A 26,964-nucleotide genomic window follows, 5' to 3' on the forward strand; every position below is an offset into this window, starting at 1 on the left:
GGGTGTGACCGACGAGATGCTGGAAGATCCGCGAATCACCGCGATGGGCCTGTTCGTGGAGGCCTTCACCGGGGTGAACGCGCGGCTCAACGTCCAGCTGGCCGAGCACGGGCTCGGCAGCGTCGACTTCGAGGTGCTGGTGCGCCTGGCCCGCTCGCCCGGCAGCGAGCTGCGGATGACCGACCTGGCCGCGCAGACCGGCCTGTCCACCAGCGGCGTGACCCGGGTCGTGGACCGCCTGGAGCGCGACGGCCTGGCGACGCGCCGGGCCTGCCCCACGGACCGGCGCGGCTCGTTCACGGTGATCACGCCGGCCGGCCTCGCGAAGATGCGTGACGTGCTGCCCGGGCACCTGGCGCTGATCGAGGAGTGGTTCACCGGACGGCTGAGCCCGGCGGAGCTGGACACCCTGCTGCGCGGCCTGCGCACGATCCGCGACGCGGTCCGGCCGGAGGCCACCTCGGGCGTCCCGGCGATGCGCCCCGCCGCCTGATCGTCGCGGCGCTCGATGCTTGAACCCTTTCATTGGCGTTTGGTGGGTGCTCGCGCCGGGTCGAAGGTGCGCACCGGCAGAATTACCGGCAGGTCCGGGTTTGTCATGGGGTACAAGTCGGAAATTTCGGTTTTTTGGCCTTTCGGCTGAGATAACGTTCGCCGCCGGGGAGGCTCGGCGCCCCGGCGGGGCCGGCACGGGCGAAGCTAGGTGGGCAGGCGTGCCAACGCGGCCAGGGGGTCTTCGTCCGTGCCCTTCAGGGCCGAAAGCAGCCGGTGCTCGCGCGGCAGCAGCGCCGCGTCGGCGCGCTCCCGCAGGCCGGCCAGATCCTCGAGCGCCCGGTCGCGCCGGTCCGGCCCGGCGGTCGCGGCCAGGCCGGTGAGGGCCTCGAGCACGTCCCGGACGTCGTCGCGGCCGGCGAGGAGATTGGCGGCGGACTCGAACGCGTTCGCCGCGGCAGAATGGTCGTCCCGGGCGAGCGCCAGGTAGCCCTCGATCATCGCCGCCGTACCGGCGCTGCCCGGCACCGCGGCCAGCTCGGCCAGCACCGCCGCCGCCTCGGCCGGGCGGCGGGTCTCCGCGAACGCCTGGCCGAGGGTGCCGAGCACGCGCACGCGGTGCGTCGGGTCGCCGACCTCGGCGATCGCGGCCGCGGCGCGGCGGGCCAGGTCGACGGCCTCGTCGAACCGCCCGTCCAGCCGCGCGATCTCGGCCAGGTTGGCCTCGGTGAGCGCCCGGATCCGCGCGTCGCCGGCCTCGGCCGCGCGCCGGCCCGCCGCGGTGAGGCGGCGCGCGGCCGCCGCGAGGTCGCCGGCCAGCACGTCGTTCCAGGCGAGGTTGTTCTGCGCGACGGCGATCTCGCGCACCCGGCCGGTGCGGATGGCCAGGCCCAGCACCTGCTCGTTGTGCTGGCGCGCCTCGTCGGTGCCGCCGAGCGCCTGCCAGATCCCGCCCAGCAGGGCCCTCGCGGTCAGCTCTCCGGCCACGTCGCCGCGCTCGGCGATCACCAACAGTGCCTGCTCGGTCGCACACAGCTCGCTCACCCCGCGGCCGTGCGCCGTGGCGAGCATGGCGGCGCCGATCTGTGCCCAGGCGCGTACGGCGGGATCGCACTCCCGCGTGCGCCGGTCGTCGAGCAGTCGGCGCAGCAGCCGGTGCGCCTCCACGTCCCGGCCGCGCAGCCGGCACCAGCGCGGGATCGCTCCCGCCAGGCGAAGGGCGATCTCCGGTTCGCGGACCGCGGTGTACCGCAGCGCCGTGCGGATGTCGCTGTTGAGGTAGTCCAGGCGGGAGACCGCGGCCGCGCTGTTCGGGCCGGTGAGCTCGGCCGAGACGCGCACGGCAACGCGGGTGACGACCTCGGCGTGCCGCAGCCGGGCGACACGCAGCTCGCCCGCGTCCGCGCACCGCTCGACGGCGAAGTCGAGCACCACGTCGAGCAGCCGGAACCGCAGGTCACCCGGCCCGCGCACGCTCACCAGGCCGAGGCCGACGAGCCGGTCCAGGACGGCCTCGACGTCCTCGACCACGCCGTCGAGCAGCGCCTCCGCCAGCTCCACGGACCACCGCCCGCGGAACATCGCCAGCCGCCGCAGCGCCGCCTGCTCCCGCTCGGCGAGCAGCTGGTAACTCGCCGCGACCGCGTCACGCAGCCGCCGCCCCGCCGGGTCCGTGGGCGCAAGATCCAAGAGCCGGTTGCCGTACCGCGACAGCAGCTCCGGCAGCTCCAGCACCCGGCAGCGGGCGGCGGCAAGCTCGATCGCCAGCGGCAGCCCGTCGAGCCGGCGCACCAGCTCCGCGATCGGAGGGATCTCGTCGTCGCGGGCGGGCTCGCGGCGCACCAGCCGGAGCCGCTCGACGAACAGCGCCACCGCCGGCACGCGACGCAGCGCGGCCACGTCGAGCGGCCGTCCGGGCGGCACCTCCAGCGGCTGGACCTGCCAGTCGACGGCCCCGGCCAACTCGGCCGCGACGGGCCGACGGCTCGTGACCAGGATGCGTACCGCCGGCACCCGGGCCCGCAGCCAGCCGATCGCCTCGACGGCGGCGCGGGGCGAGCGGTCGATGCCGTCGAGGACGAGCAGGGCAGGCGTGGCGGCGGCATGCCGGTCTACCAGTTCCTCGGCCCGGGCCACTCCGAACACGGCGGGCGTGGCGGCGGCGTACCGCTCCGCCAGTTCCTCGGCCCGGGCCACTCCGAACACGGCGGGCGTGGCGGCGGCGTACCGCTCCGCCAGTTCCTCGGCCCGCGCCACCCCGAACACGGCGGCGACGGCGGAAAAAATGTCGGTGGGTTGGGATATGTTGGTGACGGTCACTGAGACGGCGGTCCAGCCAGACGCCGCCGCCGAGTGCGCCACGGCGTGGGCGAGGCCGGTCTTGCCGACGCCGGCCATGCCGATGAGCGCGATCAGCTCGGCGGCCGATCCGGGTCGCGGGAATGCTCCCCCCACACCGGCGACGCCCCTGCCCCAGCTCTCGCCCGCGGCGCCATGGAGCCCGCTGTCGGCTCGCTCGGAGTTCACGCCCGCCGCTCCCTGGGTCACCGCTCCTCGGAGCGGGTGATGACCAGGGGGCGCACCCGGGGACGGCGCGCCCAGAAGCGTGAGCAGTTCGGCGATGTCGGCGTCGCGGCCGATGAGCGGCGGCAGGGTCGGCAGCGGCAGGGTGGTCGGCGGCCCACCGGGCGTAGCGGCCACGGCCGGATCCATGGTCGTGCCGCGTAGCGGTGCCGGGCCGCGGTCACCGGTCGGTGCTTCGTGCGGTGGTGTTCCGCTGGGATCGCCGATCGGTGCTCCCTGCGGCGGTGTCGGGCCGCGGTCACCGGTCGGTGCCGCGCGCGGCGTTGCGCCGCGCTCGCCGAGGGTCGGGCCGTGCGCTTCGTCCGGTCGTTGTCCGCGTGGTTCGGAGTGGCGGTGTCCGGGGGATCGGCCGGTGGCCGGTGCTGCGGGATTCCGGGTGCGAACCTGGCGCATCGGGCTGTCATGGCCTGCGGCGGCTCGCGGGCCGGTGTTCATCGGGCCGCTGTTCGTATGTTGGGGCGCGCTCGTGGGGCCTGGCGGGCGGCTTGGCGACAGAGCCATCGAGGGGTGGCCGGGCGGTGTGTGCCATGGCGTCGCGGATGGGGGTGCGGTCGGGGCGCCGGGTGGGTTGGGCCACGGCGGTGCGGTGGCGGGTGGGGCGGGGCCGGCGTGGGCGACCTCGTCGGTTCCGGCGTGGGTGGGCTGTGGGCCGCGCGGGTTCGGGATCGGTGGGCGGCCCGTGGCGGCGGTCAGGAACGCCTCGCGGTCGGCGCCCGTGAGGTCCAGTGCGTCGGCGAGCAGCGACACGGTGTTGCGCTGCGGGCGCGCTACGCGGCCGCGCTCCAGCTCGCGGAGGGTGCGCACGCCCAGGCCGGCGCGCGTGGCCAGTTCGTCCTGGGTCAGTCCCCTGGCTAGGCGGCGGGATCGCAGCGTCGCGGCGAAACCCGCTCCGGCGTTGCGCGGATCATGATCCGCAACTGGAGACATGTTGTGGAAGGGTACTGAGCGACGGGGGTCCGAAACAGGCACGCGTCGGAACCACGACCATTGTCAATATCGCACAGTCAAGGCCGGTTCGCGGCATCGGCGCAGGAAGCGCGGGGCCCATCAGTTCCACTTGTCGAGCATGGTCATCAGGGACGGCAGGAGCAGGCCGCGGACGACGGTCACGTCGATGATGACGGCCACCGTCAGGCCGACGCCGATCTCCTTGACGGCCACCAGGCCGCCGACGGCGAGGCCAGGAAGACGATGCCGATGCAGACGGCGGCGGCGGTGACGACCGGGTCCGAGCGCGTGATGCCGCGCAGGACGACCGCGATCACCAGCGAGCCGGTCGGGCCAGCTCGTCGATGCGCTGCTTGCCCACGGCGGATTCGTTGTCCGGGCGATTGGTGCTCGTGGTGACCAGCCGGTCGAACAGGCCGCCGCCGAAGACGGCGCCGGCGATCGTCGCCGCCAGCTAGACACGACGATGATCCACCGACCGCGGGCCCGCGTCTTCCGCGTGGCGGGGCATCCTCCAACCCGCCGAGCGCCGGGCCGCGATCGCCGCCCTGCCCGACGCAGCGTGGACCGACAGCCTGCAGCCCGACGGCACCGCCACCGATCAGGCGCAGGTCGGCGAACTGACCGGCCTCAACCAGGTGCCGGTAACTGGATCGGTGGGCTGCGGCTGATCGTGCGGCGGACCCGGCCCGCCGCCCGCCACGTGAAGAAACTTACCGACCTGGAGGGGTCCTACCAGCAGAAAGACAGTTCCCGGACGTGGAGAACCGGCGCATCCGCAGCGGCACGCGGCCATCCCGCATTCACCACAGGCAAACAATCGGTCAAGCCGAAACGGTCAGGAAGTGATCAAAACTCTTTGATGAATCGCCATCTTCGACTAATCGATGCAGTACAATATATGTACCGACCCGGTGAGGTGGTCGGAGCCGACCATCGGGGGTCTCACGCAGCCGGCGTCATTGAACCCGGCCAAGCTGAAGGGAATGTCGTGCAACGTTACCTTACGCGCTACTGCGTTGCCCTACTCGCGATCATTGTGGGCGCGGCCGGGGCCCAGGGGGTCGCCAGCCCCGCAGCCGCCGCTCCCATGGACGTGCTGCAGCAGGCTACACAGCAGGGCAAGCAGATCGACGTGTTCGAGTTCAATGGTGTCGCGCCAGCGGTTGATGCCATCAACCAGCCCAACTCCCTCCAGGTTACGTGCTACGACGGCGCCATCTGGCAGTACACGTCGGTCAGCCCGATCACGCTGGGCGCGCCTGGTAACACCGCCTTTACCACCACGACGCGATGCCTTGACATCAACATGCGGAAGTCGACGACCGCAACGTGGAGTGTGCAAGCATGTGTGATCTTCGTTGATCACACCCCCAACTGCAACTACTGGACCGAGCTCAGCACCTCATGGAAGACGATCGCGACCAATGTCGCGGACAACACCCATTTCAAGGTCATGGTGATCCATGACTGGGTCAACGCCAACGGCACCACGGCGATGCAACTCGCCTTCTGACTGAGGGGCCAAAGCCCCGGTTCAAGGGTAGTGACGTAACCAGTGGCCTTGGCCGCCATCCCATCTGGCCGCCGACCCACACTCCGTGGACCGGGCCAGGGTGACAAGGTGAAGTGCCTTACCGGACTTACGACCTTGGCACCCTGGCCCTGGTCTGCTCGGCTTGCCTGGGTCGGTGGCTGGCAGGAAGGCATCCCACCCCAACCGCCCACGGCCCGGAACCGTAATCGGCTACCACCGCACCAATGGCGACACCAACATCGCCCGCGCCACCCGACGCGCAAACCGCCGCCCACACGACCTCATCACCGCCGTGGCCAGCAGCTACCCAACAACGCAATGACCCTGCTCTCGGCTGGCGGCGAAAAAGGGACCTCCGCCTGCGCACGTCCCGGGCTCCTGCGCGCCAACTGGGCGGAATCACCGCACCTGCTCATCGTCCGCCAACGCTGGTGCGGGCGCCACCGGCTCGAGGCATACCGAAAATCGCCAAACGCCACGACCAGGGCGAGGACGTCGAGGAGGAGGAAGAGGAGGAGTTAATGCGCGCGGCGTCGGTGGCAGACGCTGAGCAGACTGAGCAGTGTCAAGCGTTGATCAGCGCCAGCGTCAGGATGAGCGAGCCGCAGCAGCCAGGCGTCGGTGATAGACCACCCGACGGTGAACTTCACCGTGCGCCACAGCCGGTTCATCTGCTCGAGGTGTTGCAGCAGGTCGTGGGTGGCGCCGGCTCCGTTGACCCGCATGAGGATTCTGCGCCGGTACTTCGCGGGAAGCTGGGCGATCGCCTCGCCGGGAACCTGGATGTGGTCGGTGATCGTGCCCGTCCGGCTACCCGGCGACCTTGTCGCGGCCGCACGTAGTCCGGGACGTTGACCGCCGGAGGTTCTGTCCGGCTACTCGGCCGGCTTTCCGCGGCCGCGCTTGGTCCGGGACGTTGACTTGGCCGGCGCGGTGTTGGTGGTCGACTCGGTCGGCCAGAGCGGCGCAACGGCAGCGCGGCCGGCGCTGGTCGAGGACGGGGCCGGCGATGACGAGCCGGCCGGGGCGGGCTCCTCGTCGATGGTGTCCTCGGCGTAGGCGCGTTTGGCGGTGTCTGACGTGTACGTGCGGCCGGTGGACCCGGCGCTGCCGTAGGCCCGCGACGGCGCGTAGGCGTCGGACTCCAGGTCGGTGGCGGAATCGAGCTCGGCCCCGACGGCGACCGGCTCCCGCGACCAGGAGCCGTCCGAGCTGCCTGAGCCTCCCGAGCCCGTCGAGCCGCTCGACGAGCGCGGTGAGTCGGTGTCCGGCTCGGCGTCGGCGCTGCTGCGGGACTGGGCGGCGTCGGCCTCGGCCAGCGCGGCGGTCCAGTTCGAGTACTCGGCGGCGGAGCGGGCATCGCGCTCGGCGGCGGCGGCGTGGCGGTCGGCCCGGGCCTTGGCGCGGGAGCCGCGGGGGCCGATCGCCGACACGATGACCGAGCCCGCGAGGCCGGTGAACATCGCGTACGGCGCGATCACGAACGCCGAGAGGTGCTGGTCGTGCTCGCCGAGGGCGGGCATGGCCAGGAAGTAGGCGATGGCCACCAGTAGCGGGCCGGCCAGGCCGGAGAGCGCCACGCCGACGCGGTTGTCGCCGCGGCGGCTGGCGGGCCAGGCGGCGAGGGCGCCGATGACCAGTGCGATGGCGAGCATGAGCAGGCCGCTGGGCAGGTTGACCATGCCATTGACCCAGGTCGCGTCGGTGAACTGCCAGGTGCCGAGCTGGGCGGCGGTGGCGGTGGCCCCGTCGGCGCGCACGACGTCGGCGACGGCGACCACGGCCAGGGTCCACAGCCAGGCGGACGAGGCGATGATGTTCGCGGCGATCGCCCGGGCGGCGAGCGCGCCGACCGCGATCAGTAGGCCGACGATGAGGCCGGCGATCGCATATCCGCCCGCCGTGAAGTACGGCGCGGCGTTGTCCGGCCGTGGCGTGCGCGCCGGGATGGCGACCAGCGGCACGATGATCAGCGAGCCGACGGCGGAGGCGAGCGCGATGACTATCCGCCAGGCCACGATCAGGGCCTGGCCGCCGACGCTGTCCGGTTTGGCCGGGACGGGTGCCCCGGCGCCGGCGAGCCGGTCGGCGCAGATGGCACCGATGACGCTCGAGGAGGCGGCGAGCCATGTCACCCAGGCGAGGCTGCTGACCCAGACGGTGGCGCTGTCGCCGGTCGGCTGCCAGGAGATGATGCCCAGGCCGTAGCCGAGGCCGAGCTGCGCGGCACCCGCGCCGGCCGCGACGCCGATCGCCGTGAATATTGAGGTTGCCCAGCTTCGTGCCGCCATGCCGCGCAGCGTACGCCCAGCCGTCCACCCGGGCGAGTCCAAGTCGCGGGAACGTCAGCGGCCCGACCGCCGGTGTGTTAGGCGGCGGCGCGGATGGATATCTGACGGCGGGAGGGGCGTGCGGGCCGGTCAAGGTGGTGAACTGGAGGCATGGCGAACAGCCCGGACCGGTCGCCCGACGACGAGTCCTCGACGCAGCCCTTCTGGCCGTTCGGCGAGGGCGGCGAACAGGACGACCACGGCGACGAACCCGAGCGCGAGAGGCACGAGGACGCCGATGCCACGCAGGTGCATCGCCCGTTGGACGATGACGCGACGCAGGTCAGCGGGGTGCCGGACACGACGCAGGTGAGCCGGCCTTCGGAAACGACGCGGGCCTATCGGCCGCCGGATGCGACGCGGGTGGAGCGGCCGACGGGCCGGGACGAGCACGCGGCCGGGCGGTGGTCGGCGCGGGCCGGGGTTCCGGCGCCCGGCGACCCGTCGCTGCGGCGGCCCGCGCCGCAGGAGTGGGCGGACGAGGAAGAGGACCCGTACGAGGGGCGGTCCTGGTTCAGCCCGGTGATCGTCGGCTTCATCGCGCTCGTGCTCGTCGGGGCGCTGAGCATCGGGCTGTACCTCATTTACCGCGCCACCGCGAGCGGGCAGAACGCGCCCGGCGGGGTGGACCCGGCGCCCGCCACGACCGTGGCCTCGCCGCCGGCGCCATCGAGCGCGCCGCCCGAGTCGGCGGCGGCGCCGGCCTCGGAGGAGCCGGCCACGTCGAGCGCCGCGCCGCCGCCCGGGCCGGTCGTGATCCCGCCGCTGCGCGGGGACACGCTTGCGGAGGCGACGGTGAAGCTCCAGGTGCTCGGGCTCAACGTCGAGGTGCAGCGCCGGGTCGACGACTCGCTGCCGCCGGGCGAGGTGCTGTCGTCGCGGCCCGGCGAGGGCGAGACGGTGACGGCGGGCGACACGGTGACCCTGATCGTCGCGGCCGCCCCGTCGCCGGCACCGTCGAAACCGCAGCCCAGCACGTCCGTCAGCGACTGACCCGCGGCGGCGCCGGGACGCACGGGCGACGGACGCGCAGCGCGCGGCGCGACGGCGGAACAGCGGAGAACAGGAAGGCGCGGGGTCGGCCGCCGGGCGGCCGACCCCGGCGAGCGGTCAGCCGACCGCGACCGGCACGCCCGCGCGCGCCGGAGTGGTGCGCTGGGGGCGGGCCACGAAGCCCGGCTGCAGGCCCTGGAGCTGGACGAAGATGGAGCGGCGTTCCACCGCGTCGCCCGCCGCGTTGAGCTGGTATCCGTCCAGCCAGGCCCATCCGTCGTACGTCTGCCAGTCGTGCACTCTGATCACCCGGAACAGCATGGGCTGCGTGAACTGGACACTCGCGGCCTTGGTCACGCGCAGCACGTCACCGGTCCTCGGTAACACAGTGGGACTCCCGTCTTCGGTCGGCTTGTGGGGAAGGTCCGGTTACGGCGCTCGTCGCGGGGCGGGTCCGTAACCGCCGATCGGTCGATCGTTTTTCGCTGCGTCCACCTGAGGCGGATTGATCGGTCTAGTGAACAATCCGTGACCCCAGCCACACGCACAGGTTGCCCGAGAACGGTGATCAATGCAACTTGCAAGACGAAGTTTCCACCAGAGGTATGGAGTCGCCGAATGTCCTGCCGAGCCGCCTTGCGTGGCTTTACGATGTTGCGCTGATCTATACGTAAGTTATCTACGTAGGTCCGGCAGCGCGGAGGTGCGACAACGTGTCCAGTCGACGAGGCAGCCCGACCCTCCGGCGCAGGCAGTTGGGGATGGAATTGCGGCGGCTGCGCGAGGCCGCCCACGTGACCATCGACCATGTCGCCGAGCGGCTGGAGTGCTCCGGATCCAAGATTTCGCGGATCGAGACCGGTCAGACCGGTGTGACGCCGCGCGACGTGCGGGACATGTTGGACATCTACGGCGTAGATCCCGAGTACGCGGACCAGTTGCTGAAGATCGCGCGTGAGGCCCGGCAGAAGGGCTGGTGGCAGCTGTACGGTGACGTGCTCACCGGCGCGTACGTGGGGCTCGAGGCCGCCGCCGACCACATCCGCTCCTACGAGGCGCTGGTCGTCCCCGGCCTGCTGCAGACCGAGGAGTACGCCCAGGCCATGATCCATGCCGCCCGCCCCGACATCGGCGCCACCGATGTCGAGAAGAGGGTGCGTGTCCGTATGAGCAGACAGTCGTTACTTACTCAGGATGACCCGATCGATCTCTGGGTGGTGCTGGACGAGGCGGTCCTGCGCCGCCCGGTCGGTGGAGGTGCGGTCATGCGCCGTCAGCTCGAGCACCTGAGCCTGGTGGCGACCTGGCCGAACGTGACCCTGCAGGTCCTGCCCTTCTCCGCCGGCGCGCACGCCGGGATGGACGGGGCATTCACGATGTTGCTGTACGACGAGTCTGCCGGGCAGAACTTCGTGTTCGCCTCGAATGCGGCCGGCGGGCTCTTTCTCGAGAAGGACGACGAGCTTCAGCGCTACGGATTCATCTTTGACTACTTGCGCGCCAACGCACTCCGTCCTGACGAGTCAGTGTCGATGTTCGTGAAGCTGACAAAGGAGCTGTAGTGAAAATCGAAGCCAAGGGGTTCACCGTGAACCTCGACGGTGCAGTCTGGCGCAAGAGCACCCGTAGCGGTCCATACTCGGACAACTGCGTCGAGGTCGCCTTCGTCGGTGGCGCGGTGGCCCTCCGCGACTCGAAGGACAGGGACGGGGCGGTGCTGCTGTTCACCCCGGAGGAGTGGCTGGCCTTCGTCGACGGCACCAAGGACGGTGAGTTCGACCTGGCGTGACTGGACGCCGGGCGCGACCGGCCGGCCCGTTTCCGCGGCGTAACGCCTGCGGGGCGGGCCGACCGTTTTTGTCGGTGAGCGTGGCCGTTGCACCCGGATTGTCGTTGTAGGTATGAGTGCCGCGAATCGCACCGTATTGCGGTACTTCCCCCGAGTGAGATAAGGCTTCCTACCGTGAACATTGGCCCCGAAAACTTCGGCAACGGATCGTCGAAGACCGACGACCGTTTCTCCGGGCAACTGGGTAGCTACCGTCCGGGCGGTCGCCGGGACGGCATCGGCGACGGGCCGCTCGACGACCTGTCCCCGCGCAACGGCTCACCGCTGGACCGGGTGTCGATGCCGCTGGACATGACGCCGCCCAAGCTGCCCGAGTCCTCGCTCGTCGCGGACCTCGGACCGCTCACCGGGGGCTCGCTCAGCGCCGGCTCGCTCGGTGGCGGGCCGCTCACCGAGCCGATGTTCGGCCGCGACTCGTGGCTGGACACACCGAGCGGCTCGATGGCCGACCACCCGCTGCTGCGCGGCCTGCTCTGATGGAGCTGCCGCCGAAGGGCACCATGCCGCAGCAGGACCGGCTGGACCGCTGGTTCGAGGCGGCCCGCAGCATCCTCGAGCTGATCTACTCGCAGGAGGCGCGGCCGCTCAAGTAACGCGAGCGTGCGCACCTGCCGTCTATCGACAGGTCGATCCGCACCCTGTAAAAAGCAGGGAGGACTCGACCTGGGGAGGTCGGACGGGCTCCGGGTGCGCCGACCGCGCGGCCGGAGCCCGTCATGAGCACCCCGCTCCGCCGCGCCGGCGTGGTTCGACCCGTGGGGCGCCGCCGGCACCCGCGAGCCGGGCACGGATTTCCCTCAAGACCGCCGGATAGCGGCCGATTTGGGTAGTTGCGCAAGATCAGTGAAATCGGCCGAATGTCCGATTGGTCGCGCAACGTTCGGCCGGGGGGCATGTCGCAAAGTTGATGGTCGATCTTGAAATGTCCGCTTAGCTTGGGTCGGAGTTTGCCGGTTGTAACGGGGACGCAGGGGTGAGTGACGTGTCAGATCTGATCTTCGCTTTCGTGAGCGGTAGCGGCCTGCTGGCCCTGAGCATCGGCGCTTTCGGCGTGCTGGACGCCTACAACAAGCGCGGTCTCGGCGAGAAGCGGGTCGACTGGTTGATCGGTCTGTACGCGCTCGGCGTCGTCGCCAACATCGTCGCCTACGTGATGCTCGACCGCTGGTACATCGCCGCGCCGCTGGCGCTCATGCTGTGGCCGGCCGAGCGCGCCTTCGACAAGCGGGGCACCTTCAAGCGCCGCACCGCCAAGGTCGACGCCATCACGGGCCGCTGAGAGCCCGCCACGGCGGCGATCGGCCCCGCCTTGGTGTGATATTTCCGGCAATTTCGGACAGCATGTGTGCCGCCGAACAACGCGAATGGGCGCCCAAGCGGGCGCCCATCGGAGTTCTCAAGAGGTTCTTCAGGGGCTATTCACAGGCTTTTCGCAGCTCAGGCGCCCCTTCGAGGCTCAGACGGCGAAGGTCTTCAGGGGTTCCGTGGCCGCCGGCGGCGGGGCCGCGCGCCACAGGCGGGCCTTCTGCGCGCCCAGGCGGGCCAGATAGTTCGGGTTGAGCAGGATGTACCGCCGCCACAGCCGCTTGGGCTCGAGCCCGAGGCGCCAGAGCCACTCCAGGGCGTACTTCTGCATCCACGCGGGCGGGTTCTTCAGGCCGCCGGCGTGGTAGTCGAACGCGGCGCCCACGGCGAGCATCGGGGCGTCGACGAGGGACTTCATCGCGTAGACGAAGACCTCCTGCCGCGGGCAGCCGAGGCCCACCATGACCACGCGCGCGCCCGAGGACTTGATGCGGGCGGCGATCTGCTCCGGCTCGCCGGCCTCCGCCGGGCGGAACTTCGAGGGCTCCATGCCGGCGACCTTCAGGGCTGGGAACCGCTCCTGCAGCTTCTGCGCCAGCCGGTCCAGCGTCTCCTGGGTCGAGCCGTAGAAGTACACCGGCAGGCCCTCCGCGGCGCTCGCCTCCAGGACCTTCAGCGTGAGGTCGGGGCCGTAGACGCGGTCGGCGAGGCGGGCGTGGTGCAGCAGGTTGAGCGCCCACCGCACCGGCTGGCCGTCGGGGGTCACCAGGTCGAACGAGTTGAGCCGGGCGCCGTGTGCCTTGTCCTGCACGCCGGTCATGACGCCGTGCACGGCGAGCGCGGTGACGGCGAGCGCACGCCCCTCGCGGGCCGCGCCCATCACCTTGTCGACGGCGCTGTCGTAGTCGACGGCGCTGACCTCGACGCCGAGAACGTTCCGCTTGCCTCTGTCAATCACTGTCGATCACGACCCGCTCAGGCTTCCGGGGTCCATTTGCCGACGTTGGCCTCGTAGATCTCCTGGCAGATCATCGGTACGTCGTAGACCTGCTTCCAGTCCGGGTAGTCCTGCTGGAACCGCTCGTTGGACCCGATCCACCAGATGTGGTCGCCGACCCGGTTGGCCTCGTGGTACTCGGTGATCATCTCGTTGCCGGTGATCCGCTGGGCGAGCGCGAACGCCTCCAGCATCGAGGTGTTGGAGTGCCGGCCGCCGCCGAGGTTGTAGACGGCCGCGGACCGCGGGTTGCGGAAGAACGCCTCGAACGCGCTGGTCACGTCGTGGCTGTGGATGGCGTCGCGAACCTGCTTGCCCTTGTACCCGAACATCCGGTACGTCCGCCGCTCCATGTTGCAGCGCATGACGTAGGCCAGGAACCCGTGCAGCTCGGTGGCCGAGTGCGCCGGCCCGGTGAGCGTGCCGCCGCGGAAGCAGGCCGTCTTCATGTCGAAGTACCGCCCGTACTCCTGCACCATCACGTCCGCGGCGACCTTCGAGGCCCCGAAGACGGAGTGCAGGCAGGCGTCGATCGACATGTTCTCCTTGATGCCGTTCTCGTACTCGTGCCCCGGCTCGATCTCCCACCGGGTCTCGAGCTCCTGGTAGGGCAGCGAGTTGGGCCGGTCCCCGTAGACCTTGTTGGTGGAGCAGTGGATGAACGGCGCCTCGATGCAGTGCTCGCGCACGTTCTGCAGGAGGTTGAGCGTCCCGCCCGCGTTGACGTCGAAGTCGGTGAACGGGTCGCGTACGGCCCAGTCGTGCGACGGCTGCGCTGCCGTGTGAATCACGACGGCGATGTCCCGGCCGTACCGCTTGAAGATCCCCGCGACCGCATCGCGATCCCGGATGTCGACGTCATGGTGCGTGTAGGAGTCCCCGAGGTCACTCGTAAGGCGGACAACATTCCAAGCGGTCGAAGCCTCGGCCCCGAAGAACCGCTTCCGCATGTCGTTGTCGATCCCCACGACATCGAGCCCCAGCGAGGCAAAGTGCCGGACAGCCTCGGACCCAATGAGCCCGGCCGACCCGGTAACAAGCGCGACACCCACGAGCCCACCCCCACCAGGAAGACATACAAGAACCGACAGGAGCATACCCGCGCCGAGAGGCAGGGCCCTTGCCACCGCGAGCAGGGCAGGGAGGCGCCCCAGCGCCGACCGCTGTCTGACGGGAGCAACGGTCGCAAGTTGCGCGGACCAGAGTCATGAACAGGACGAAGCCAAGCGAAGCGAAGGCGAGGACGCGCAAGGCACGCACGGACGCCAGCCACCGGGAACGGACGAAGCCGAGCGAAGCGAAGGCGAGGAGAGCGAGGCACGCACGAACCCCAGCCACCGAGAAGGGGGTGTGGGTGGGCGAAGCCCCCCACCTGGAGCGAGCGAAGCGAGCGCGAAGGATCCACCGCCGAAATGGCGAAAGTGGCCCCCGCCACTGAGCAGGAGCCACCTCGAAGGTGGGGAAGGAGGGAGTTGAACCCTCACGCCCTTTCGGGCACACGGACCTGAACCGTGCGCGTCTGCCATTCCGCCACTTCCCCTGGTCACGAGAAATCTCGTGCCCGGCGCGTCAGAGCATACCTCGCTCCTACTCGGCGAAATCACCGGGTAGGCACTAGGCTTCCCTGGGCGCCACGGAAGAGTAGCACGGGCCGACCGGTCAGCTTGCATACGGGCGTGCGACGTCCGGATACCATCATGACCTCGGAACCCGAGGAGGAACCGGTGAGTGTGCTGCAGCGCTTCGAGAAGCGCCTAGAGGGCCTGGTTGAGGGGGCCTTCGCCAAGGTCTTCAAGGGGGTCGTCCACCCCGTGGAGATCCTCAACGCCATGCAACGGGAGGCGGAAGCCCACAAGGCGATTCTGGCCGGCGGGCGCACGCTCGTGCCGAATCGCTACGTGATCGACCTGTCGCCCTATGACCACAGTCGGTTGGCCCCGTATGCCGCCGCGCTCGCGCAGGAGCTCGCTCAGTCGCAGGCGGAGTTCATCGGCGAGCAGGGCTGGACGGTGTACGGCGACGTCATCGTCGAGATCGAGCGCGGCGACGGCCTGGACACCGGCATGTTCCGGGTGACCGCGGAGGTTTACACCGGCGGCGATGTCGCACCGCCGCCGACCCCGGACCCGTACGGCGGCTACAACCAGGGTGGCGGCGGCTACGACCAGGGTGGCGGCGGCTACGGCCCCCCGCCCGGCGGCCCCGGCCGCAACGTCCGACTGGTGTCCGGCGACGGGCGAAGCTACCCTCTGTCGATCGGTTCGACCGTGATCGGCCGGGGCGACCAGGCCAACATGCGACTCCCCGACGTCGGCATCTCGCGGCGCCATGCGCGGCTCGACTTCGACGGAGCGCAGGTCGTGCTGACTGATCTCGGCTCCACGAACGGCACGATGGTCAACGGACAGCGCGTCTCTGCGGTCGCGTTGAACCCGGGTGACATGATCCAGCTCGGCACGACCACGCTGACCTACCGCGTGGATGGATGACCGTACTTCACGTAGGCGGATCTGAATGAGCGCGTCGTAGATGGAATTCGTCATCACGGTTGCCCGGTACGGGCTGCTCGTGCTGCTGTGGATCTTCGTGTTCACGGTAGTGGGAGTGATCCGCCGGGACCTGTTCGCTGGCTCGCGTTCGAGCCGGATCGTCGCCGCACCTCGGGGGATTGGTGCGGTGACGGCTCCCGGCCGTCCGGCGAAGGTCAAGCGCGGCAAGACCGCAAACCAGCTCTTCGTCACCGCCGGTGCGCTGGCGGGCACTCGCATCACCCTCGGCGAGGCGCCCATCACCATCGGCCGGGCCGAGGACTCGACGCTGGTGATCACCGACGACTACGCCTCGTCCAAGCACGCCCGCCTCGTACCGCGCGCAGGCCAGTGGTACCTCGAGGATCTCGGCTCGACCAACGGGACCTACCTCGACAAGACCAAGGTCAGCGCACCCACCCCCGTCCCCCTCGGCGTGCCGATTCGCATCGGCCGCACTTCTCTCGAGTTACGGCCATGACCCTCACCTTGCGCTATGCGGCTCGCAGCGACCGCGGTCTGATCCGGAGCGGGAACCAGGACTCCGTCTACGCCGGACCACGGCTGCTTGCCGTTGCCGACGGCATGGGCGGCATGGCCGCCGGTGACGTCGCCAGCAACATCGTCATCGCCACCATGGCGCCGCTCGACGAAGACGTTCCCGGCAACGCCATGATCGACACGCTGCGCAGCGCGGTCGACCTGGCCAACCAGCAGATCCGGGATGCGGTCGAGGAGAACCCGGCCATGGAGGGCATGGGCACGACCCTGACCGCCATGCTGTTCTCCGGCTCCAAGATGGGCATGGTCCATATCGGCGACTCCCGCGCGTACCTGGTGCGCGACGGCGAGTTCGCCCAGGTGACCAAGGACGACACGTACGTCCAGATGCTCGTCGACGAGGGCCGCATCAGCCTCGAAGAGGCCAACAGCCACCCGCAGCGCTCCCTGCTGACCCGGGCGCTGGACGGCCGCGACGCGGACCCGGAGTACTCGGTCCGCCAGGTCAAGCCCGGCGACCGGTACCTGCTCTGCAGCGACGGGCTGTCAGGCGTGGTCAGCGCGGAGACCATCGAGTCGACGCTGCGCGAGTACGTCGACCCCAACCAGTGCGCCGGCCGCCTCATCGAGCTGGCCCTGCGCGGCGGCGGACCCGACAACATCACCGTGATCGTCGCCGACGTCACCGACGAGGACATCGTCGAGGCACGGCCGATCGTGGGCGGGGCCGCGGCGCAGGACCGGGGCATGGCGACCTCCGCCGACCAGTCGATGTCCTCGGCTCGGGGCGCCGCGCTCGCCGCGCCGCGCCCGCCGGTGCCGCAGGACGAGCAGCCGCGCTCGCATGACCCGGTCGCGGGGCACCGCGAGGACGGGGAGCAGCGCTCCCGACGCCATCCGGTGCGCACCGCCATCCTCCTCGTGGTGCTGCTCGGGCTGCTCGGCGGCGGGCTCTGGTATGGCTGGAACGTCACGCAGTCGCGGTACTACGTGGGCGCCACCGAAGGCGGCCGGGTCGCGATCTTCAAGGGCGTGCCCGGCAAGATCGCGTGGCTGAAGCTGGGGCACGTCTACCAGGAGAGCGCCACGCTGACGCTCGACGACCTGACGCCGGCCGCTCAGGGCACCGTCAAGCAGGGCATCCAGGTCGAGACCCTGGAGCAGGCCCAGGACAAGATGGCCGCGCTGGAGGACCCGAGCGATCCCTCGCGCAAGCAGGACTGCCCGACGCCGCATCCTTCGGAGTCGTCCTCGGCGTCCGTCTCGGTGGCGGCGTCCTCCAGCGGCAGCGCCTCCGCGCCGGCCGGCGACCCGGCGAGTCCGTCGGCGCCGTCCTCCGAGCCGAGCCCGACCTCCGCGCCGACCCCGACCCCCGCGACCAGTTGCTGACCGTGCCGGGGCCGAACTGACGTGCTGAGGGGAAGAGGAAGCCAGTTGTGACCGCCACCGCCATCCCGTCGCCCATGAGCGGCGGAGCGGGCGTTTCCGCGCCCGCCCGCCCGCGCACCCGGCGCAACGTCGAACTGGCGCTGCTCCTCTTCGTCATCGTCATCCTCACCGTGTTCGCCGCCGTGGTGGAGGGCAACGCCGCCGGCGAGGTCACCTCGCACTTCTGGGTGCAGACCGCGATCATCGCGGGCATCTTCGGCGTCGCCCACGTAGGGGTGCGGTTCCTGGCGCCGTACGCCGATCCGGTGATCCTGCCCGCGGTCGCGCTCATCAACGGCCTCGGCGTGGCGTTCCTGCGCCGGCTGGACCTGGCCGGCGTGAAGGCGCCGCTGCGGGCGAGTTTGAGCGTGTTCGGCGGGGACGGCTTCCGCCAGCTGGGCTGGACCGCGGCCGCCGTGGTCGGCGCGGTCGCGCTGTTGGCGATCGTGCGGGACCACCGGTCGTTGTCGCGGTACTCCTACACGCTCGGCCTCGCCGGCATCGTGCTGGTGCTGATCCCGGCGATGCTCCCGGCGCGATATTCGGCGATCAACGGCGCGAAGCTGTGGATCAAGCTGCCCGGGTTCACGATCCAGCCGGGCGAGTTCGCCAAGATCTTCCTGCTGGTCTTCTTCGCCTACTACCTCGTGCGCAAGCGCGAGGTGCTCTCGCTGGCGAGCAAGCGGTTCCTCGGCATCGACTTCCCGCGCGGCCGCGACCTCGGGCCGGTCGTGCTGGTCTGGCTGATGTCGCTGATGGTGCTCGTGTTCGAGAAGGACCTGGGCACCTCGCTGATGTACTTCGGCCTGTTCGTCGTGACGCTCTACGTCGCCACGGAGCGGGTCAGCTGGCTGATCATCGGCCTGGTCCTGTTCCTCGGCGGGGCGTTCCTGGCGTACTTCCTGGGCAAGACCATCGGTGGGCCGTTCCTGAACTTCTCCGAGCGCGCGACCACGTGGCTCGATCCGTTCGGCGACGCCAACGACAAGGGCTACCAGCTGGTCCAGTCGCTACTCGGGCTCGGCACCGGCGGGCTCACCGGCGCCGGCCCCGGCGCCGGCCAGCCGACCAAGGTGCCCGAGGTCCGCACGGACTTCATCTTCGCCGGCATGGGCGAGGAGATCGGCCTCTTCGGCCTGACCGCCCTGCTGGTGGTCTACCTGCTGCTCGTCGAGCGCGGACTGCGGTCCGCGATCAACGTGCGGGACTCCTTCGGCAAGCTGTTCGCCGGCGGACTCTCGTTCACAATCGCGCTGCAGCTGTTCGTCATCGTGGGCGGCATCAGCCAGCTCATCCCGCTGACCGGGCAGACCACGCCGTTCCTCTCGGCGGGAGGCTCGTCGCTGGTGGCCAACTGGCTGCTGATCGGCATGCTGTTGCGGATCTCCGATGCGGGTCGCCGCCCGGCCGGCGGGGCGCCGGCGATCGGGCTCGGCGGCATCGCGACCGGAGGGGGCGGCGGCGCGCCGGTCCAGATCAAAGAGATGCCCACGGAGGTTGTGCGATGAACGCCCCGCTGCGCCGGGTCGGCGTCGTGGTGATGGTCCTGTTCGCCCTGCTGTTCCTGAACCTGAACTACCGGCAGGTGGTCAAGGCCGACGACTACCGCACCAACGCGCACAACACGCGGGTGCAGTCGGCGGAATACGCGCGGCCGCGCGGCAAGATCGCCGACGCGAAGGGCACCGTGCTCGCCGACGCCGAGTCCACCGGGGACTCGCTGAAGTACCTGCGCACATACCCGCTCAAGGAGGAGTACGCGCACGTGCTGGGCTACAAGCCGGTCAATCCTCTGTCGGCGACCGGCCTGGAGAAGCTCAACAACGACTTCCTCGCCGGCACCTCGGACAAGCAGGCGGCCGACCGGATCGCTGCCCTGTTCACCGGCAAGGAGCCGGCCGGCGGCAACGTGCTGCTGAGCATCTCCAAGGCCACGCAGGACACCGCCTACCAGGCGCTGGGCAACAACAAGCTCAAGGTCAAGAACGGCGCGGTCGTGGCCATGGACCCGACGACCGGCGCGATCCTCGCCGAGGTGTCGCTGCCGAGCTACGACCCCAACCTGCTGAGCACCCACGACGCCGGCACGGCCCTGGCGAACTACAAGGCACTCAACGGTGACCCGGGCAAGCCGCTGCTGAACCGGGCCGTGTCGGAAATCTATCCGCCCGGGTCGACCTTCAAGATCATCACTTCGGCGGCGGCGATGACCGCGGACCCGTCACTGACCCCCGATTCGGTGGTGCCGGGCGGCGAGTTCTACAAGCCGCCGCAGGTCTCGGACTTCCAGATCAAGAACTCGCACACCGGCGTCTGCCCCGACCAGATCACCTTGAAGCAGGCCCTGACGGTGTCGTGCAACACGGTGTTCGCCCGGATGGGCGTCGAGCGGATCGGCGCCGACAAGCTCAAGTCGATGGCCCAGGCCTTCGGCTTCGAGCAGGAGCCCCGCCTCGTCGAGGACCAGGACCGCAACTACTGCGGCATCGTGGCCAGCCACACCGGCCCGATGACCGCCGGCTCGGACAACCGCGTCGACCCGCCCGCCGTTGCTCAGTCGAGCATCGGACAGCGCGAGGTGAAGATGTCCCCGCTGCAAGGCGCCATGATTGCGTCGACGGTTGCCAACGACGGCAAGCAGATGCGCCCGTACGTTGTCGACCGCCTGCAGAACTCCGACCTGTCGATCGCCGACCACACCGAGCCCAAGTTGCTGCGCACCCCCATCTCCGCCGACGTCGCCCACGAACTGCAGGACATGATGTTCAGCGTCGTGTCGGCCGACGACGGCACGGGCAAGAGCGCTCGCATCTCGGGCTTGCAGGTCGGTGGTAAGACCGGTACGGCGCAGGACGGTGAGGAGGCAGCAGACCACGGCTGGTTCATCGGTTTCGCCCTGAAGGACGGCAAGCCGATCGTCTCGGTCGCGGTTTTCCTCCAGAACGCTGGCAAAGGTGGCAGCGCCGAGGCGGCTCGCATCGCCGGTCTGGTCATGAAGGCATACGCGGACGAAAAGGGCATTCGATAATGAGGTGCGCGATATGTTGAGCGCCGGCACCACCCTGGGTGGGCGCTACCGCCTGGACGAACGTATCGCCGGCGGCGGTATGGGTGACGTGTGGCGCGGCACCGACGAGGTGCTCGGCCGCACGGTCGCGATCAAGGTGCTGCTGCCCGCGCTGCTGGAGGAGCCCGGCTTCGCCGAGCGCTTCCGGGGCGAGGCGCGCACCATGGCGACCATCAACCACCCGGGCGTCGTCGACATCTACGACTACGGCAGCGAGAACGGCACCGCCTTCCTGATCATGGAGTATGTGGAGGGCGACGCGCTCTCCCGCACCCTCTCCCGGGTCGGCCGGCTCACCCCGGCGCGCGCCATGGCGCTCATCGCCCAGGCCGCCGACGCGCTGCAGGCCGCGCACGAGAAGGGCATCGTCCACCGCGACGTCAAGCCCGGCAACCTGCTCGTGCGCCCCAACGGCACGCTGGTGCTCACCGACTTCGGCATCGCCCGCTCGGCGGCTGTCGCCCAGCTCACCGCGGCCGGCTCGGTGCTCGGCACCGCCTCCTACATCTCGCCCGAGCAGGCGTCCGGCGCCCAGGCCACCCCGCTGTCCGACGTATACGCGCTCGGCGTCGTGGCCTACCAGTGCCTGTCCGGCGTGCGGCCGTTCGAGGGCGAAAACCCGCTCGAGATCGCGATGCGGCACGTGCGCGACATGCCGCCGCCGCTGCCCTCGGACATCCCTCCGCCGGTGGCGCAGCTGGTCGAGCGGGCCATGGCCAAGGACCCGGCCGCCCGCTGGCCCAGCGCCGCGGCGCTCGCCCAGGCCGCCCGGCGCGTCTCCGCGCAGCTGTCCGGCGGCGGCACGGCCACCGGCCCGGCGGTCTCGCCGCCGGCCGGCATGCCGATGGGCCCGCCCGGGTCGCCCGCGGGCCAGCGCAACCCCGTCTCCGGGCCGCCGATCTCCGGCTCGCCCGTCTCGCCCGGCTACGGGCACCCGACGTCCGGCTCGCCGATGTCCGGCCCGCCGACCTCCGGCGCGGCCGGCACGCGCATCATGCCCGGCGCCATGCCGCCGCCGCCCGGCGCGGCCGCGGGCCTCGGCGGCCACCAGGCGCGCGGCGCGGCCGGCGTGCCCCCGCCGCCGCCCAGCGGCGACACGGCGACGTTCCTCGGCTCGACCGGCGGCTACCAGCCGCCGCCCCCGCCGATGGACTCGGGCTCGCGCAAGCCCAGCGGCGGCCGCAACGGGCTGGTGCTCGTCGGCATCGCCGCGGTCGTGCTGTTGGTGCTGGTCGGCATCGGCGGCATCTACCTGGCCACCAAGAACGACGGCACGCCGGACAACCAGGTCGGCGGCACCAACTCGCCCGCTGCGTCCGCCGTCGCGCCGACCAGCGCCAAGGCGACCGGCAAACTGGTGACGGTGGATTGCCATCCGAAGTTTCAGCTGGCCGAACTCTACAAGAGGGATCTCGAGCGCAAGGGCATGATCGTCAACATCGAGGACAAGCCCACCCGGGGCTTCATGTTGAACAGCGTCGTCGATGTCCAGCCATGTGGCCCGGTGGCGGAGGGCACCACGATCACTGTCTACGCCAACCGGGGCGCGATCGACGACCAGCCCTCGGAGCCCGCGGGCGAGCAGACCGGCAACACCGGTCAGTCTCAGTCCCCCGCGCCCCGGACCAGTGCGTCAGACTGACCCATACTGATCCAGACCGATCAAGACTGATCCAGACTGACCGGAACGACCCGAATGTCTTCTTGTCGCAAGACGTGGCAAGGTAATAGTCGATGACCGAAGGACGACACGACATGACCGCCCAGCCGCGCCTCCTCGGCGGCCGTTACCAGGTCGGGGAGTTGCTCGGCTATGGCGGAATGGCCGAGGTCCATCGGGGTCGCGACCTGCGGCTCGGCCGCGACGTCGCGATCAAGACGCTGCGCACCGACCTCGCTCGCGACGCCACCTTCCAGCTGCGGTTCCGCAGGGAGGCGCAGAACGCCGCCTCCCTCAACCACCCCGCGATCGTCGCCGTCTACGACACCGGCGAGGAGCGCGGCCCGGCTGGCGAGGAACTGCCGTACATCGTCATGGAGTTCGTCAACGGCCGCACCCTCAAGGAGGTACTTGCGGTCGAGGGGCGACTCATGCCCCGGCGGGCCCTGGAGATCACCGCGGACATCTGCGCCGCGCTGGAGTTCAGCCACCGGCACGGGATCATCCACCGCGACATCAAGCCGGGCAACGTGATGCTCACGCAGACCGGCCAGGTCAAGGTGATGGACTTCGGCATCGCCCGGGCGCTGGCCAGCGGTGCGACGACGATGACGCAGACGTCGGCGGTGATCGGCACGGCGCAGTACCTCTCGCCGGAGCAGGCCCGCGGCGAGCCCGTCGACGCCCGCTCCGACGTCTACGCGACCGGCTGCGTGCTGTTCGAGCTGCTGTGCGGCCATCCGCCGTTCGTCGGGGACAACCCGGTGTCGGTGGCGTACCAGCACGTCCGGGAGGACCCGCGGCCGCCGAGCACCAGCAACCGCGACGTCACGCCCGAGATCGACGCGGTCGTGCTCAAGGCGCTGGCGAAGAACCCGCTCAACCGGTACCAGAGCGCCGGCGAGATGCGCGCGGACGTCATGCGTGCCGCCGCCGGACGTCCGGTGTCGGCGCCGCCGGTGATGACCGAGGAGGAGATGGCCTCGGTCATGGCGGCGCAGAACACCGCCTACCGGCCGCCGCCGGCCTCGCGTCAGCCCGCCCGGGCCAACCAGCGGCAGAAACGCAAGAGCTCCACCGGCGTGGTGGTCGCGCTGACCTCGCTCACCCTGCTCGCCGTCGCCGCGCTGTCGATCGGCCTTTACCTGGCCAACCGGGATCAGACGGTGCCGGTCCCGCGGATCACCGGGCGAACGCAGGCCGAGGCGGACAACACGCTGCGGCAGAACAACCTGAGCGGCGACCCGCGGCAGGACCCCTCCCAGGACTGCCAGACCGGCACCGTGCTCACGCAGAGCCCGGAGCCGGGCAAGCAGGTCAAACAGGGGACGCAGATCGACTACACGGTGTGCGGCGCGCCGGCGATGGTGACCGTGCCGCCGCTGGTCCGGCTCTCGAAGGACCAGGCGATCCAGCAGCTGGGGCAGCTCAAGCTCACGCCGGACGTGCAGGAGCGGGACGGAGTCGAGCCCAAGGACGAGGTCGTCCAGTCCGACCCGCCGGCCGGCACCCAGGTCAAGGCGGGTTCGACGGTCACGATCTACGTGTCGAAGTACAACCAGGCGACCATGCCCAACGTGGTCGACAAGAGCCTGGCGCAGGCCGAGGCGGCGCTCGAACAGGCCGGCTTCACCAACGTCACCACACAGAACGTCTCGGTCGCCGACCAGGCGAAGGACGGGCTCGTGGTCAGTACGAACAAGCCGGCTGGCAAGGCCCTCGCGAAGAGCGAGCCGATCGTGCTGCGGATCGGCCAGTTCGACGACGGCGGGCCGACCGCGAATCCGTCGGGGTCGGCCAAGCCGAGCGGCAGCGCGACCCCCTGATCAATTCCGGGGCGTCACTACGTTGCGTACCCTGTGGATAACTGGCCAGTTATCCACAGGGTTGTGCACAGCCGGGGCCGCTAGGCGAACGCCGCGACCCGCCGGGCCTCGACCTCGGCGACGAGCTGCGGGGCCCGTTCCAGCGCGTTCTGCAGCCCGCAGACGGCCAGCCAGTTGGCCAGCATCAGGTGCCCGCCCTGGGTGAGCACCGACTCCGGGTGGAACTGCACGCCCTCGATCGGCAGCTCGCGGTGGCGCATCGCCATCACCACGCCCGACTCGGTGCGGCCGGTCACCTCGATCTCCGGCGGGAGCGTCGACTCGACGACCGCGAGCGAGTGGTACCGCGTGGCGATGAACGGGTCCGGCAGCCCGGCGAGCACGCCCTGGCCCTCGTGCTCCACGAGCGAGGTCTTGCCGTGTAGGAGCTCCGGGGCGCGGGTCACGGTGGCGCCGAACGCCGCGCCGAACGCCTGATGGCCGAGGCAGACGCCGAAGATCGGCAGCTTTCCGGCGTACTGCTCGATTACCGCCATGCAGATTCCGGCCCGCTCCGGCGTGCCGGGGCCGGGGGACAGCAGCACGCCGGCCGGCCTCGCCGCACCGACGTCGGCCACGGTGATCTCGTCGTTGCGGCGGACGTCGCACTCCACGCCGAGCTGGCCGAGGTACTGCACCAGGTTGAAGACGAAGGAGTCGTAGTTGTCGATGACGAGGACGCGCAATCCGCTCACCTAACTCGGTAGTACGACGGGCGGGTTCGTGGCCGTGGGGCCCGTTGAGGGCGGCGGCGCCGGGCTCTCCACGTTGATGTCCGCGCCGGGGTCGGTGCTCTCCACCTGGACGTCGTAGAACGGCAGGATCGGCTCGACGGCGGGGAAGATCTCATACCACAGCAGGGCGCCGGCGCCGGTGATGAGCACCGCCGAGACCAGCGCCTTGAGCTGCCACTGCTTGAACGGGATGTGCCGCCAGATCCAGGAGTACACGCGCTCAGCCCTTCAGCTCGGCCGGGTCGCCGTCGGAGACGGGCTGGCTGCGGTTGAGTTCGGCGTGCACGACGAGCCGCTGGTAGTTGTTGAACTTCGGGTTGCAGGTGGTCATCGTCAGCATCGCCTTGGTCGGCGTCTCGCCGGGCTTGTCGGGCACGGGGGCCACCACCTGCACGGCGGTCGGCAGCACGATCTCGTGGCCGGTGACCAGGTAGACGTACCAGGTGTCGGCCGTCTTGACGATCACCGGATCGCCGGGCTTGAGCTGGTCGAGGTCCCACCAGATGGCCGGCGTGCGGTGCCCGGCCATGGAGAAGTTGCCGACCTGCCCCGGCAGGGCCGTGTCCGGGTAGTGGCCCGGCGCGTAGCGGATGTCGGCCGGCGTGACGCCCTGCACGATCGCCCACTTCTTCTGCAGCCGCGGGATGTGCACGGAGGCGATGACGGCGCCGTTGGGCGGCTTCACCACCGTCGGCGTCGCGCTGGGGCCGACTGTCGGCTGCCGCGCCCACTGCTGCTCGAGCTGGTGGTTGAGCTCGTCCTGGTGCGCGTCGACGATCGCCGTCTTGCCCCAGACCTCGTAGCCCGCGAACAGCAGCACGATGAGGCCGAAGGTGATGAGCACCTCGCCCGTGCCCCGGCTGATGGCGCGCGCCACCGAGCCGAAACTGGTCCTCGTATATTCGGAGTACACGCTCCGGTACCCTTCCTCGGTGCGGACCGGGCGCAGCGGCACCACGATGGCGCCCTTGGGCGCGGCGGCTGCGTCCGGCTGGTCCTCGGGGGTGGGCGGGGCCGGTTCGGCGGGCCTGTCGGAGGGGGGCTTCGGTGGAAGTTTCGTCAGCACCGCGGTCGGGTCCGCGGAAGGTTCACTGAATTTCGGAATATAGGCGGTTTCGCCGGTCTCCGGGGCAACTTTCGGAATTATCGCGGTCGCGTCGCCCGGATCCTCGGCCTTGATGCGGGGCAGCATCGCGGTCGCGATGTCGTCCTGGTCGAGCGCCCGGTGGCGGGGGCGATGGTCCATGCCGGCGCCCCGATCACGACCCGGACCGCGCGGCGCGCAGCGCCGTCGAGCCGTCATACGCCCTGGCCTGCACGTTCGCCTCCACGCGCACCTGGTAGCCGAGCCCGAAGGTATCGGCGGCCTCCCTGAACAACCGGACCCCCTCGGAGGCTTCGAGCGCGCGCTGAAGTCCTGCCTGGTCGCCGATGGCGGCGATCTCGAACGGCGGCGAATAGACCTGCCCGTCGAGCAGCAGCGTGTTACCCACGCAGCGTACCGCGCTCGTCGCGATCACTCGGACGCCCATCAACGTCATCGCCTCGGCCCCGCCGGACCACAGCGCATTGACCACGGCCTGTACGTCCTGCTGGTGAACGACCAGATCATCGGGGGTGGCGCCGGCCGGGCGGGAGCCGTCGGCGCGGCGCGGGGCGTCGTCGAGCACGACCACCACGCCGGGGCCGTGCACGGCGGTGAGCCCGGCGGCGGCCTGCTCGGCGTCGCCGCGCTTGCGCTGCCCGTCGACCTGGCCGTCGGTGCCCGCCTGGCGCCGCTGCTGGGCGTCGATCTCGGCGCGTAGCCGGGCGGCCCGCTCCCGGGAGGCGGCGATCTCCTGCTTGCGCGCGCCGATCAGATTGGTCAGCTCCGGCCGCCGGTCGTTGCGCAGGTCGGTGCCCTTGGCGGTCGCGGCGCTCAGCGAGAAGAGCATCCCGGCCACCGCGAGCACCACCGGAGTCAGCACCGACCAGGCAAAACTGCGCCTCGGGCGGCGGTGGGGCAGCATAGCGCGACCGAGCCGGCGCAGGGCGCGCGTCCACGAGGAGCCGCCCGATGTGTACTCCACCACGACCCCTCCCCACGCGCGCGTGCCGACTTGACTACGCTAGTCACAGAACATTATTCAGGCCGACGCTGGCGGAGG

23 protein-coding genes, 1 tRNA gene and 2 pseudogenes are annotated in these 26,964 nt (G+C 70.5%); 14 read left to right on the forward strand and 12 right to left on the reverse strand.

Annotated features, from left to right (window positions below; all coding sequences use genetic code 11):
- Positions 1–4 precede the first annotated feature (4 nt).
- Positions 5–493, forward strand: a complete 489-nt coding sequence (locus ACGFI8_RS12000) for a MarR family winged helix-turn-helix transcriptional regulator (RefSeq protein ID WP_392803452.1) — start codon at positions 5–7, stop codon at positions 491–493.
- 206 nt (positions 494–699) lie between these two features.
- On the opposite strand, the gene ACGFI8_RS12005 is transcribed toward ACGFI8_RS12000, so the two are convergent.
- Positions 700–3,192 carry an ATP-binding protein gene (locus ACGFI8_RS12005; RefSeq protein WP_392804060.1) on the reverse strand — a complete coding sequence of 831 codons (2,493 nt, stop codon included), beginning with the start codon at positions 3,190–3,192 and terminating at the stop codon, positions 700–702.
- Positions 3,193–3,828: 636 nt separating this feature from the next.
- Positions 3,829–4,002, reverse strand: a pseudogene (locus ACGFI8_RS12010) (helix-turn-helix domain-containing protein); the annotation flags it as partial.
- Between the two features lie 724 nt (positions 4,003–4,726).
- On the opposite strand from ACGFI8_RS12010, the gene ACGFI8_RS12015 reads away from it, so the two are divergent.
- Positions 4,727–5,539, forward strand: a complete 813-nt coding sequence (locus tag ACGFI8_RS12015) for a hypothetical protein (protein ID WP_392803454.1) — start codon at positions 4,727–4,729, stop codon at positions 5,537–5,539.
- 539 nt (positions 5,540–6,078) lie between these two features.
- Here the strand turns inward: ACGFI8_RS12015 and ACGFI8_RS12020 are convergent.
- Together ACGFI8_RS12020 and ACGFI8_RS12025 are read right to left on the reverse strand one after the other, a co-directional pair.
- A complete protein-coding gene (locus ACGFI8_RS12020) occupies positions 6,079–6,285 on the reverse strand; it encodes a hypothetical protein (RefSeq protein WP_392803456.1) in 207 nt (68 codons plus the stop codon).
- Positions 6,286–6,435: 150 nt separating this feature from the next.
- Entirely contained in the window at positions 6,436–7,851 is a 1,416-nt protein-coding gene (locus ACGFI8_RS12025) for a hypothetical protein (RefSeq protein WP_392803457.1), read from the reverse strand.
- A 150-nt stretch (positions 7,852–8,001) separates the two neighbouring features.
- Between ACGFI8_RS12025 and ACGFI8_RS12030 the strand changes: the two genes are divergently transcribed.
- Complete coding sequence (locus tag ACGFI8_RS12030; RefSeq protein WP_392803459.1) at positions 8,002–8,883, forward strand: PASTA domain-containing protein; 882 nt, start codon at positions 8,002–8,004, stop codon at positions 8,881–8,883.
- A 117-nt stretch (positions 8,884–9,000) separates the two neighbouring features.
- Here the strand turns inward: ACGFI8_RS12030 and ACGFI8_RS12035 are convergent, their stop codons facing one another.
- Positions 9,001–9,270 (reverse strand): hypothetical protein, encoded by a 270-nt coding sequence (locus tag ACGFI8_RS12035; RefSeq protein ID WP_392803461.1) that lies wholly within the window; start codon positions 9,268–9,270, stop codon positions 9,001–9,003.
- Between the two features lie 374 nt (positions 9,271–9,644).
- Here ACGFI8_RS12035 and ACGFI8_RS12040 point away from each other — a divergent pair, with 374 nt between their 5' ends.
- The 4 genes and pseudogenes from ACGFI8_RS12040 to ACGFI8_RS12055 all read left to right on the forward strand — a co-directional run bounded on the left by ACGFI8_RS12040 (position 9,645) and on the right by ACGFI8_RS12055 (position 12,011).
- On the forward strand, positions 9,645–10,445 hold the full coding sequence (locus ACGFI8_RS12040) for a helix-turn-helix domain-containing protein (protein WP_392803463.1): 801 nt from the start codon (positions 9,645–9,647) through the stop codon (positions 10,443–10,445).
- The gene (locus tag ACGFI8_RS12045; protein ID WP_392803465.1) at positions 10,445–10,672 is read left to right on the forward strand and encodes a DUF397 domain-containing protein; all 228 of its coding nucleotides are present in this window, start codon (positions 10,445–10,447) and stop codon (positions 10,670–10,672) included. Before ACGFI8_RS12040 ends, ACGFI8_RS12045 begins: the two co-directional genes overlap by 1 nt.
- A 174-nt stretch (positions 10,673–10,846) precedes the next feature.
- Positions 10,847–11,325: pseudogene (locus tag ACGFI8_RS12050) on the forward strand (hypothetical protein).
- 389 nt (positions 11,326–11,714) lie between these two features.
- Positions 11,715–12,011, forward strand: coding sequence for a hypothetical protein (locus ACGFI8_RS12055; RefSeq protein ID WP_392803467.1), 297 nt, complete (start codon positions 11,715–11,717; stop codon positions 12,009–12,011).
- Positions 12,012–12,188: 177 nt separating this feature from the next.
- Here ACGFI8_RS12055 and ACGFI8_RS12060 read toward each other — a convergent pair whose 3' ends face one another.
- The 3 genes from ACGFI8_RS12060 to ACGFI8_RS12070 form a co-directional block, all read right to left on the reverse strand.
- Positions 12,189–12,995 carry a WecB/TagA/CpsF family glycosyltransferase gene (locus ACGFI8_RS12060; RefSeq protein WP_392803469.1) on the reverse strand — a complete coding sequence of 269 codons (807 nt, stop codon included), beginning with the start codon at positions 12,993–12,995 and terminating at the stop codon, positions 12,189–12,191.
- Between the two features lie 17 nt (positions 12,996–13,012).
- Positions 13,013–14,086: an NAD-dependent epimerase/dehydratase family protein gene (locus ACGFI8_RS12065; protein WP_392803471.1), complete on the reverse strand. Its 1,074-nt coding sequence runs from the start codon at positions 14,084–14,086 to the stop codon at positions 13,013–13,015.
- A 405-nt stretch (positions 14,087–14,491) separates the two neighbouring features.
- Positions 14,492–14,574, reverse strand: a tRNA-Leu gene (locus ACGFI8_RS12070).
- A 157-nt stretch (positions 14,575–14,731) separates the two neighbouring features.
- Between ACGFI8_RS12070 and ACGFI8_RS12075 the strand changes: the two genes are divergently transcribed.
- The 7 genes from ACGFI8_RS12075 to pknB all read left to right on the forward strand — a co-directional run bounded on the left by ACGFI8_RS12075 (position 14,732) and on the right by pknB (position 24,044).
- Positions 14,732–15,523 (forward strand): FhaA domain-containing protein, encoded by a 792-nt coding sequence (locus ACGFI8_RS12075; protein WP_392803473.1) that lies wholly within the window; start codon positions 14,732–14,734, stop codon positions 15,521–15,523.
- 40 nt (positions 15,524–15,563) lie between these two features.
- Positions 15,564–16,043 carry an FHA domain-containing protein gene (locus tag ACGFI8_RS12080; protein WP_392803475.1) on the forward strand — a complete coding sequence of 160 codons (480 nt, stop codon included), beginning with the start codon at positions 15,564–15,566 and terminating at the stop codon, positions 16,041–16,043.
- The gene (locus ACGFI8_RS12085) at positions 16,040–17,452 is read left to right on the forward strand and encodes a PP2C family protein-serine/threonine phosphatase (protein ID WP_392803477.1); all 1,413 of its coding nucleotides are present in this window, start codon (positions 16,040–16,042) and stop codon (positions 17,450–17,452) included. Before ACGFI8_RS12080 ends, ACGFI8_RS12085 begins: the two co-directional genes overlap by 4 nt.
- Positions 17,453–17,526: 74 nt before the next feature.
- Positions 17,527–18,999 (forward strand): FtsW/RodA/SpoVE family cell cycle protein, encoded by a 1,473-nt coding sequence (locus ACGFI8_RS12090; protein ID WP_392804062.1) that lies wholly within the window; start codon positions 17,527–17,529, stop codon positions 18,997–18,999.
- Positions 18,996–20,519 (forward strand): peptidoglycan D,D-transpeptidase FtsI family protein, encoded by a 1,524-nt coding sequence (locus ACGFI8_RS12095; RefSeq protein ID WP_392803479.1) that lies wholly within the window; start codon positions 18,996–18,998, stop codon positions 20,517–20,519. Before ACGFI8_RS12090 ends, ACGFI8_RS12095 begins: the two co-directional genes overlap by 4 nt.
- Before the next feature lie 13 nt (positions 20,520–20,532).
- Entirely contained in the window at positions 20,533–22,200 is a 1,668-nt protein-coding gene (locus tag ACGFI8_RS12100; RefSeq protein WP_392804064.1) for a serine/threonine-protein kinase, read from the forward strand.
- Between the two features lie 113 nt (positions 22,201–22,313).
- Positions 22,314–24,044, forward strand: coding sequence for a Stk1 family PASTA domain-containing Ser/Thr kinase (pknB, locus tag ACGFI8_RS12105; RefSeq protein WP_392804066.1), 1,731 nt, complete (start codon positions 22,314–22,316; stop codon positions 24,042–24,044).
- Positions 24,045–24,124: 80 nt separating this feature from the next.
- On the opposite strand, the gene ACGFI8_RS12110 is transcribed toward pknB, so the two are convergent.
- From ACGFI8_RS12110 to ACGFI8_RS12125, 4 genes are read right to left on the reverse strand one after another with little or no spacing between them, the layout of a single operon-like run.
- The gene (locus ACGFI8_RS12110; RefSeq protein ID WP_392804068.1) at positions 24,125–24,769 is read right to left on the reverse strand and encodes an aminodeoxychorismate/anthranilate synthase component II; all 645 of its coding nucleotides are present in this window, start codon (positions 24,767–24,769) and stop codon (positions 24,125–24,127) included.
- 9 nt (positions 24,770–24,778) lie between these two features.
- Positions 24,779–25,033 carry a hypothetical protein gene (locus tag ACGFI8_RS12115; RefSeq protein ID WP_392803481.1) on the reverse strand — a complete coding sequence of 85 codons (255 nt, stop codon included), beginning with the start codon at positions 25,031–25,033 and terminating at the stop codon, positions 24,779–24,781.
- A gap of 4 nt (positions 25,034–25,037) precedes the next feature.
- Positions 25,038–26,063, reverse strand: a complete 1,026-nt coding sequence (locus ACGFI8_RS12120; protein ID WP_392803483.1) for a class E sortase — start codon at positions 26,061–26,063, stop codon at positions 25,038–25,040.
- Positions 26,064–26,076: 13 nt separating this feature from the next.
- Positions 26,077–26,886: a DUF881 domain-containing protein gene (locus tag ACGFI8_RS12125; RefSeq protein WP_392804070.1), complete on the reverse strand. Its 810-nt coding sequence runs from the start codon at positions 26,884–26,886 to the stop codon at positions 26,077–26,079.
- Between the last annotated feature and the right edge of the window lie 78 nt (positions 26,887–26,964).

The organism is Dactylosporangium sp. NPDC048998, assembly GCF_043197855.1.
GTDB lineage: Bacteria > Actinomycetota > Actinomycetes > Mycobacteriales > Micromonosporaceae > Dactylosporangium.

Bases quoted from the DNA above. Each gene is read 5' to 3' on its own strand.
- ACGFI8_RS12030 (WP_392803459.1), top strand. From the start codon at position 8,002: ATGGCGAACAGCCCGGACCGGTCGCCCGACGACGAGTCCTCGACGCAG.
- ACGFI8_RS12100 (WP_392804064.1), top strand. From the start codon at position 20,533: ATGTTGAGCGCCGGCACCACCCTGGGTGGGCGCTACCGCCTGGACGAA.
- ACGFI8_RS12090 (WP_392804062.1), top strand. From the start codon at position 17,527: ATGAGCGGCGGAGCGGGCGTTTCCGCGCCCGCCCGCCCGCGCACCCGG.
- ACGFI8_RS12080 (WP_392803475.1), top strand. From the start codon at position 15,564: ATGGAATTCGTCATCACGGTTGCCCGGTACGGGCTGCTCGTGCTGCTG.
- ACGFI8_RS12040 (WP_392803463.1), top strand. From the start codon at position 9,645: ATGGAATTGCGGCGGCTGCGCGAGGCCGCCCACGTGACCATCGACCAT.
- pknB (WP_392804066.1), top strand. From the start codon at position 22,314: ATGACCGCCCAGCCGCGCCTCCTCGGCGGCCGTTACCAGGTCGGGGAG.
- ACGFI8_RS12020 (WP_392803456.1), bottom strand. From the start codon at position 6,285: ATGCGGGTCAACGGAGCCGGCGCCACCCACGACCTGCTGCAACACCTC.
- ACGFI8_RS12025 (WP_392803457.1), bottom strand. From the start codon at position 7,851: ATGGCGGCACGAAGCTGGGCAACCTCAATATTCACGGCGATCGGCGTC.
- ACGFI8_RS12095 (WP_392803479.1), top strand. From the start codon at position 18,996: ATGAACGCCCCGCTGCGCCGGGTCGGCGTCGTGGTGATGGTCCTGTTC.
- ACGFI8_RS12085 (WP_392803477.1), top strand. From the start codon at position 16,040: ATGACCCTCACCTTGCGCTATGCGGCTCGCAGCGACCGCGGTCTGATC.
- ACGFI8_RS12075 (WP_392803473.1), top strand. From the start codon at position 14,732: ATGACCTCGGAACCCGAGGAGGAACCGGTGAGTGTGCTGCAGCGCTTC.
- ACGFI8_RS12120 (WP_392803483.1), bottom strand. From the start codon at position 26,063: ATGGACCATCGCCCCCGCCACCGGGCGCTCGACCAGGACGACATCGCG.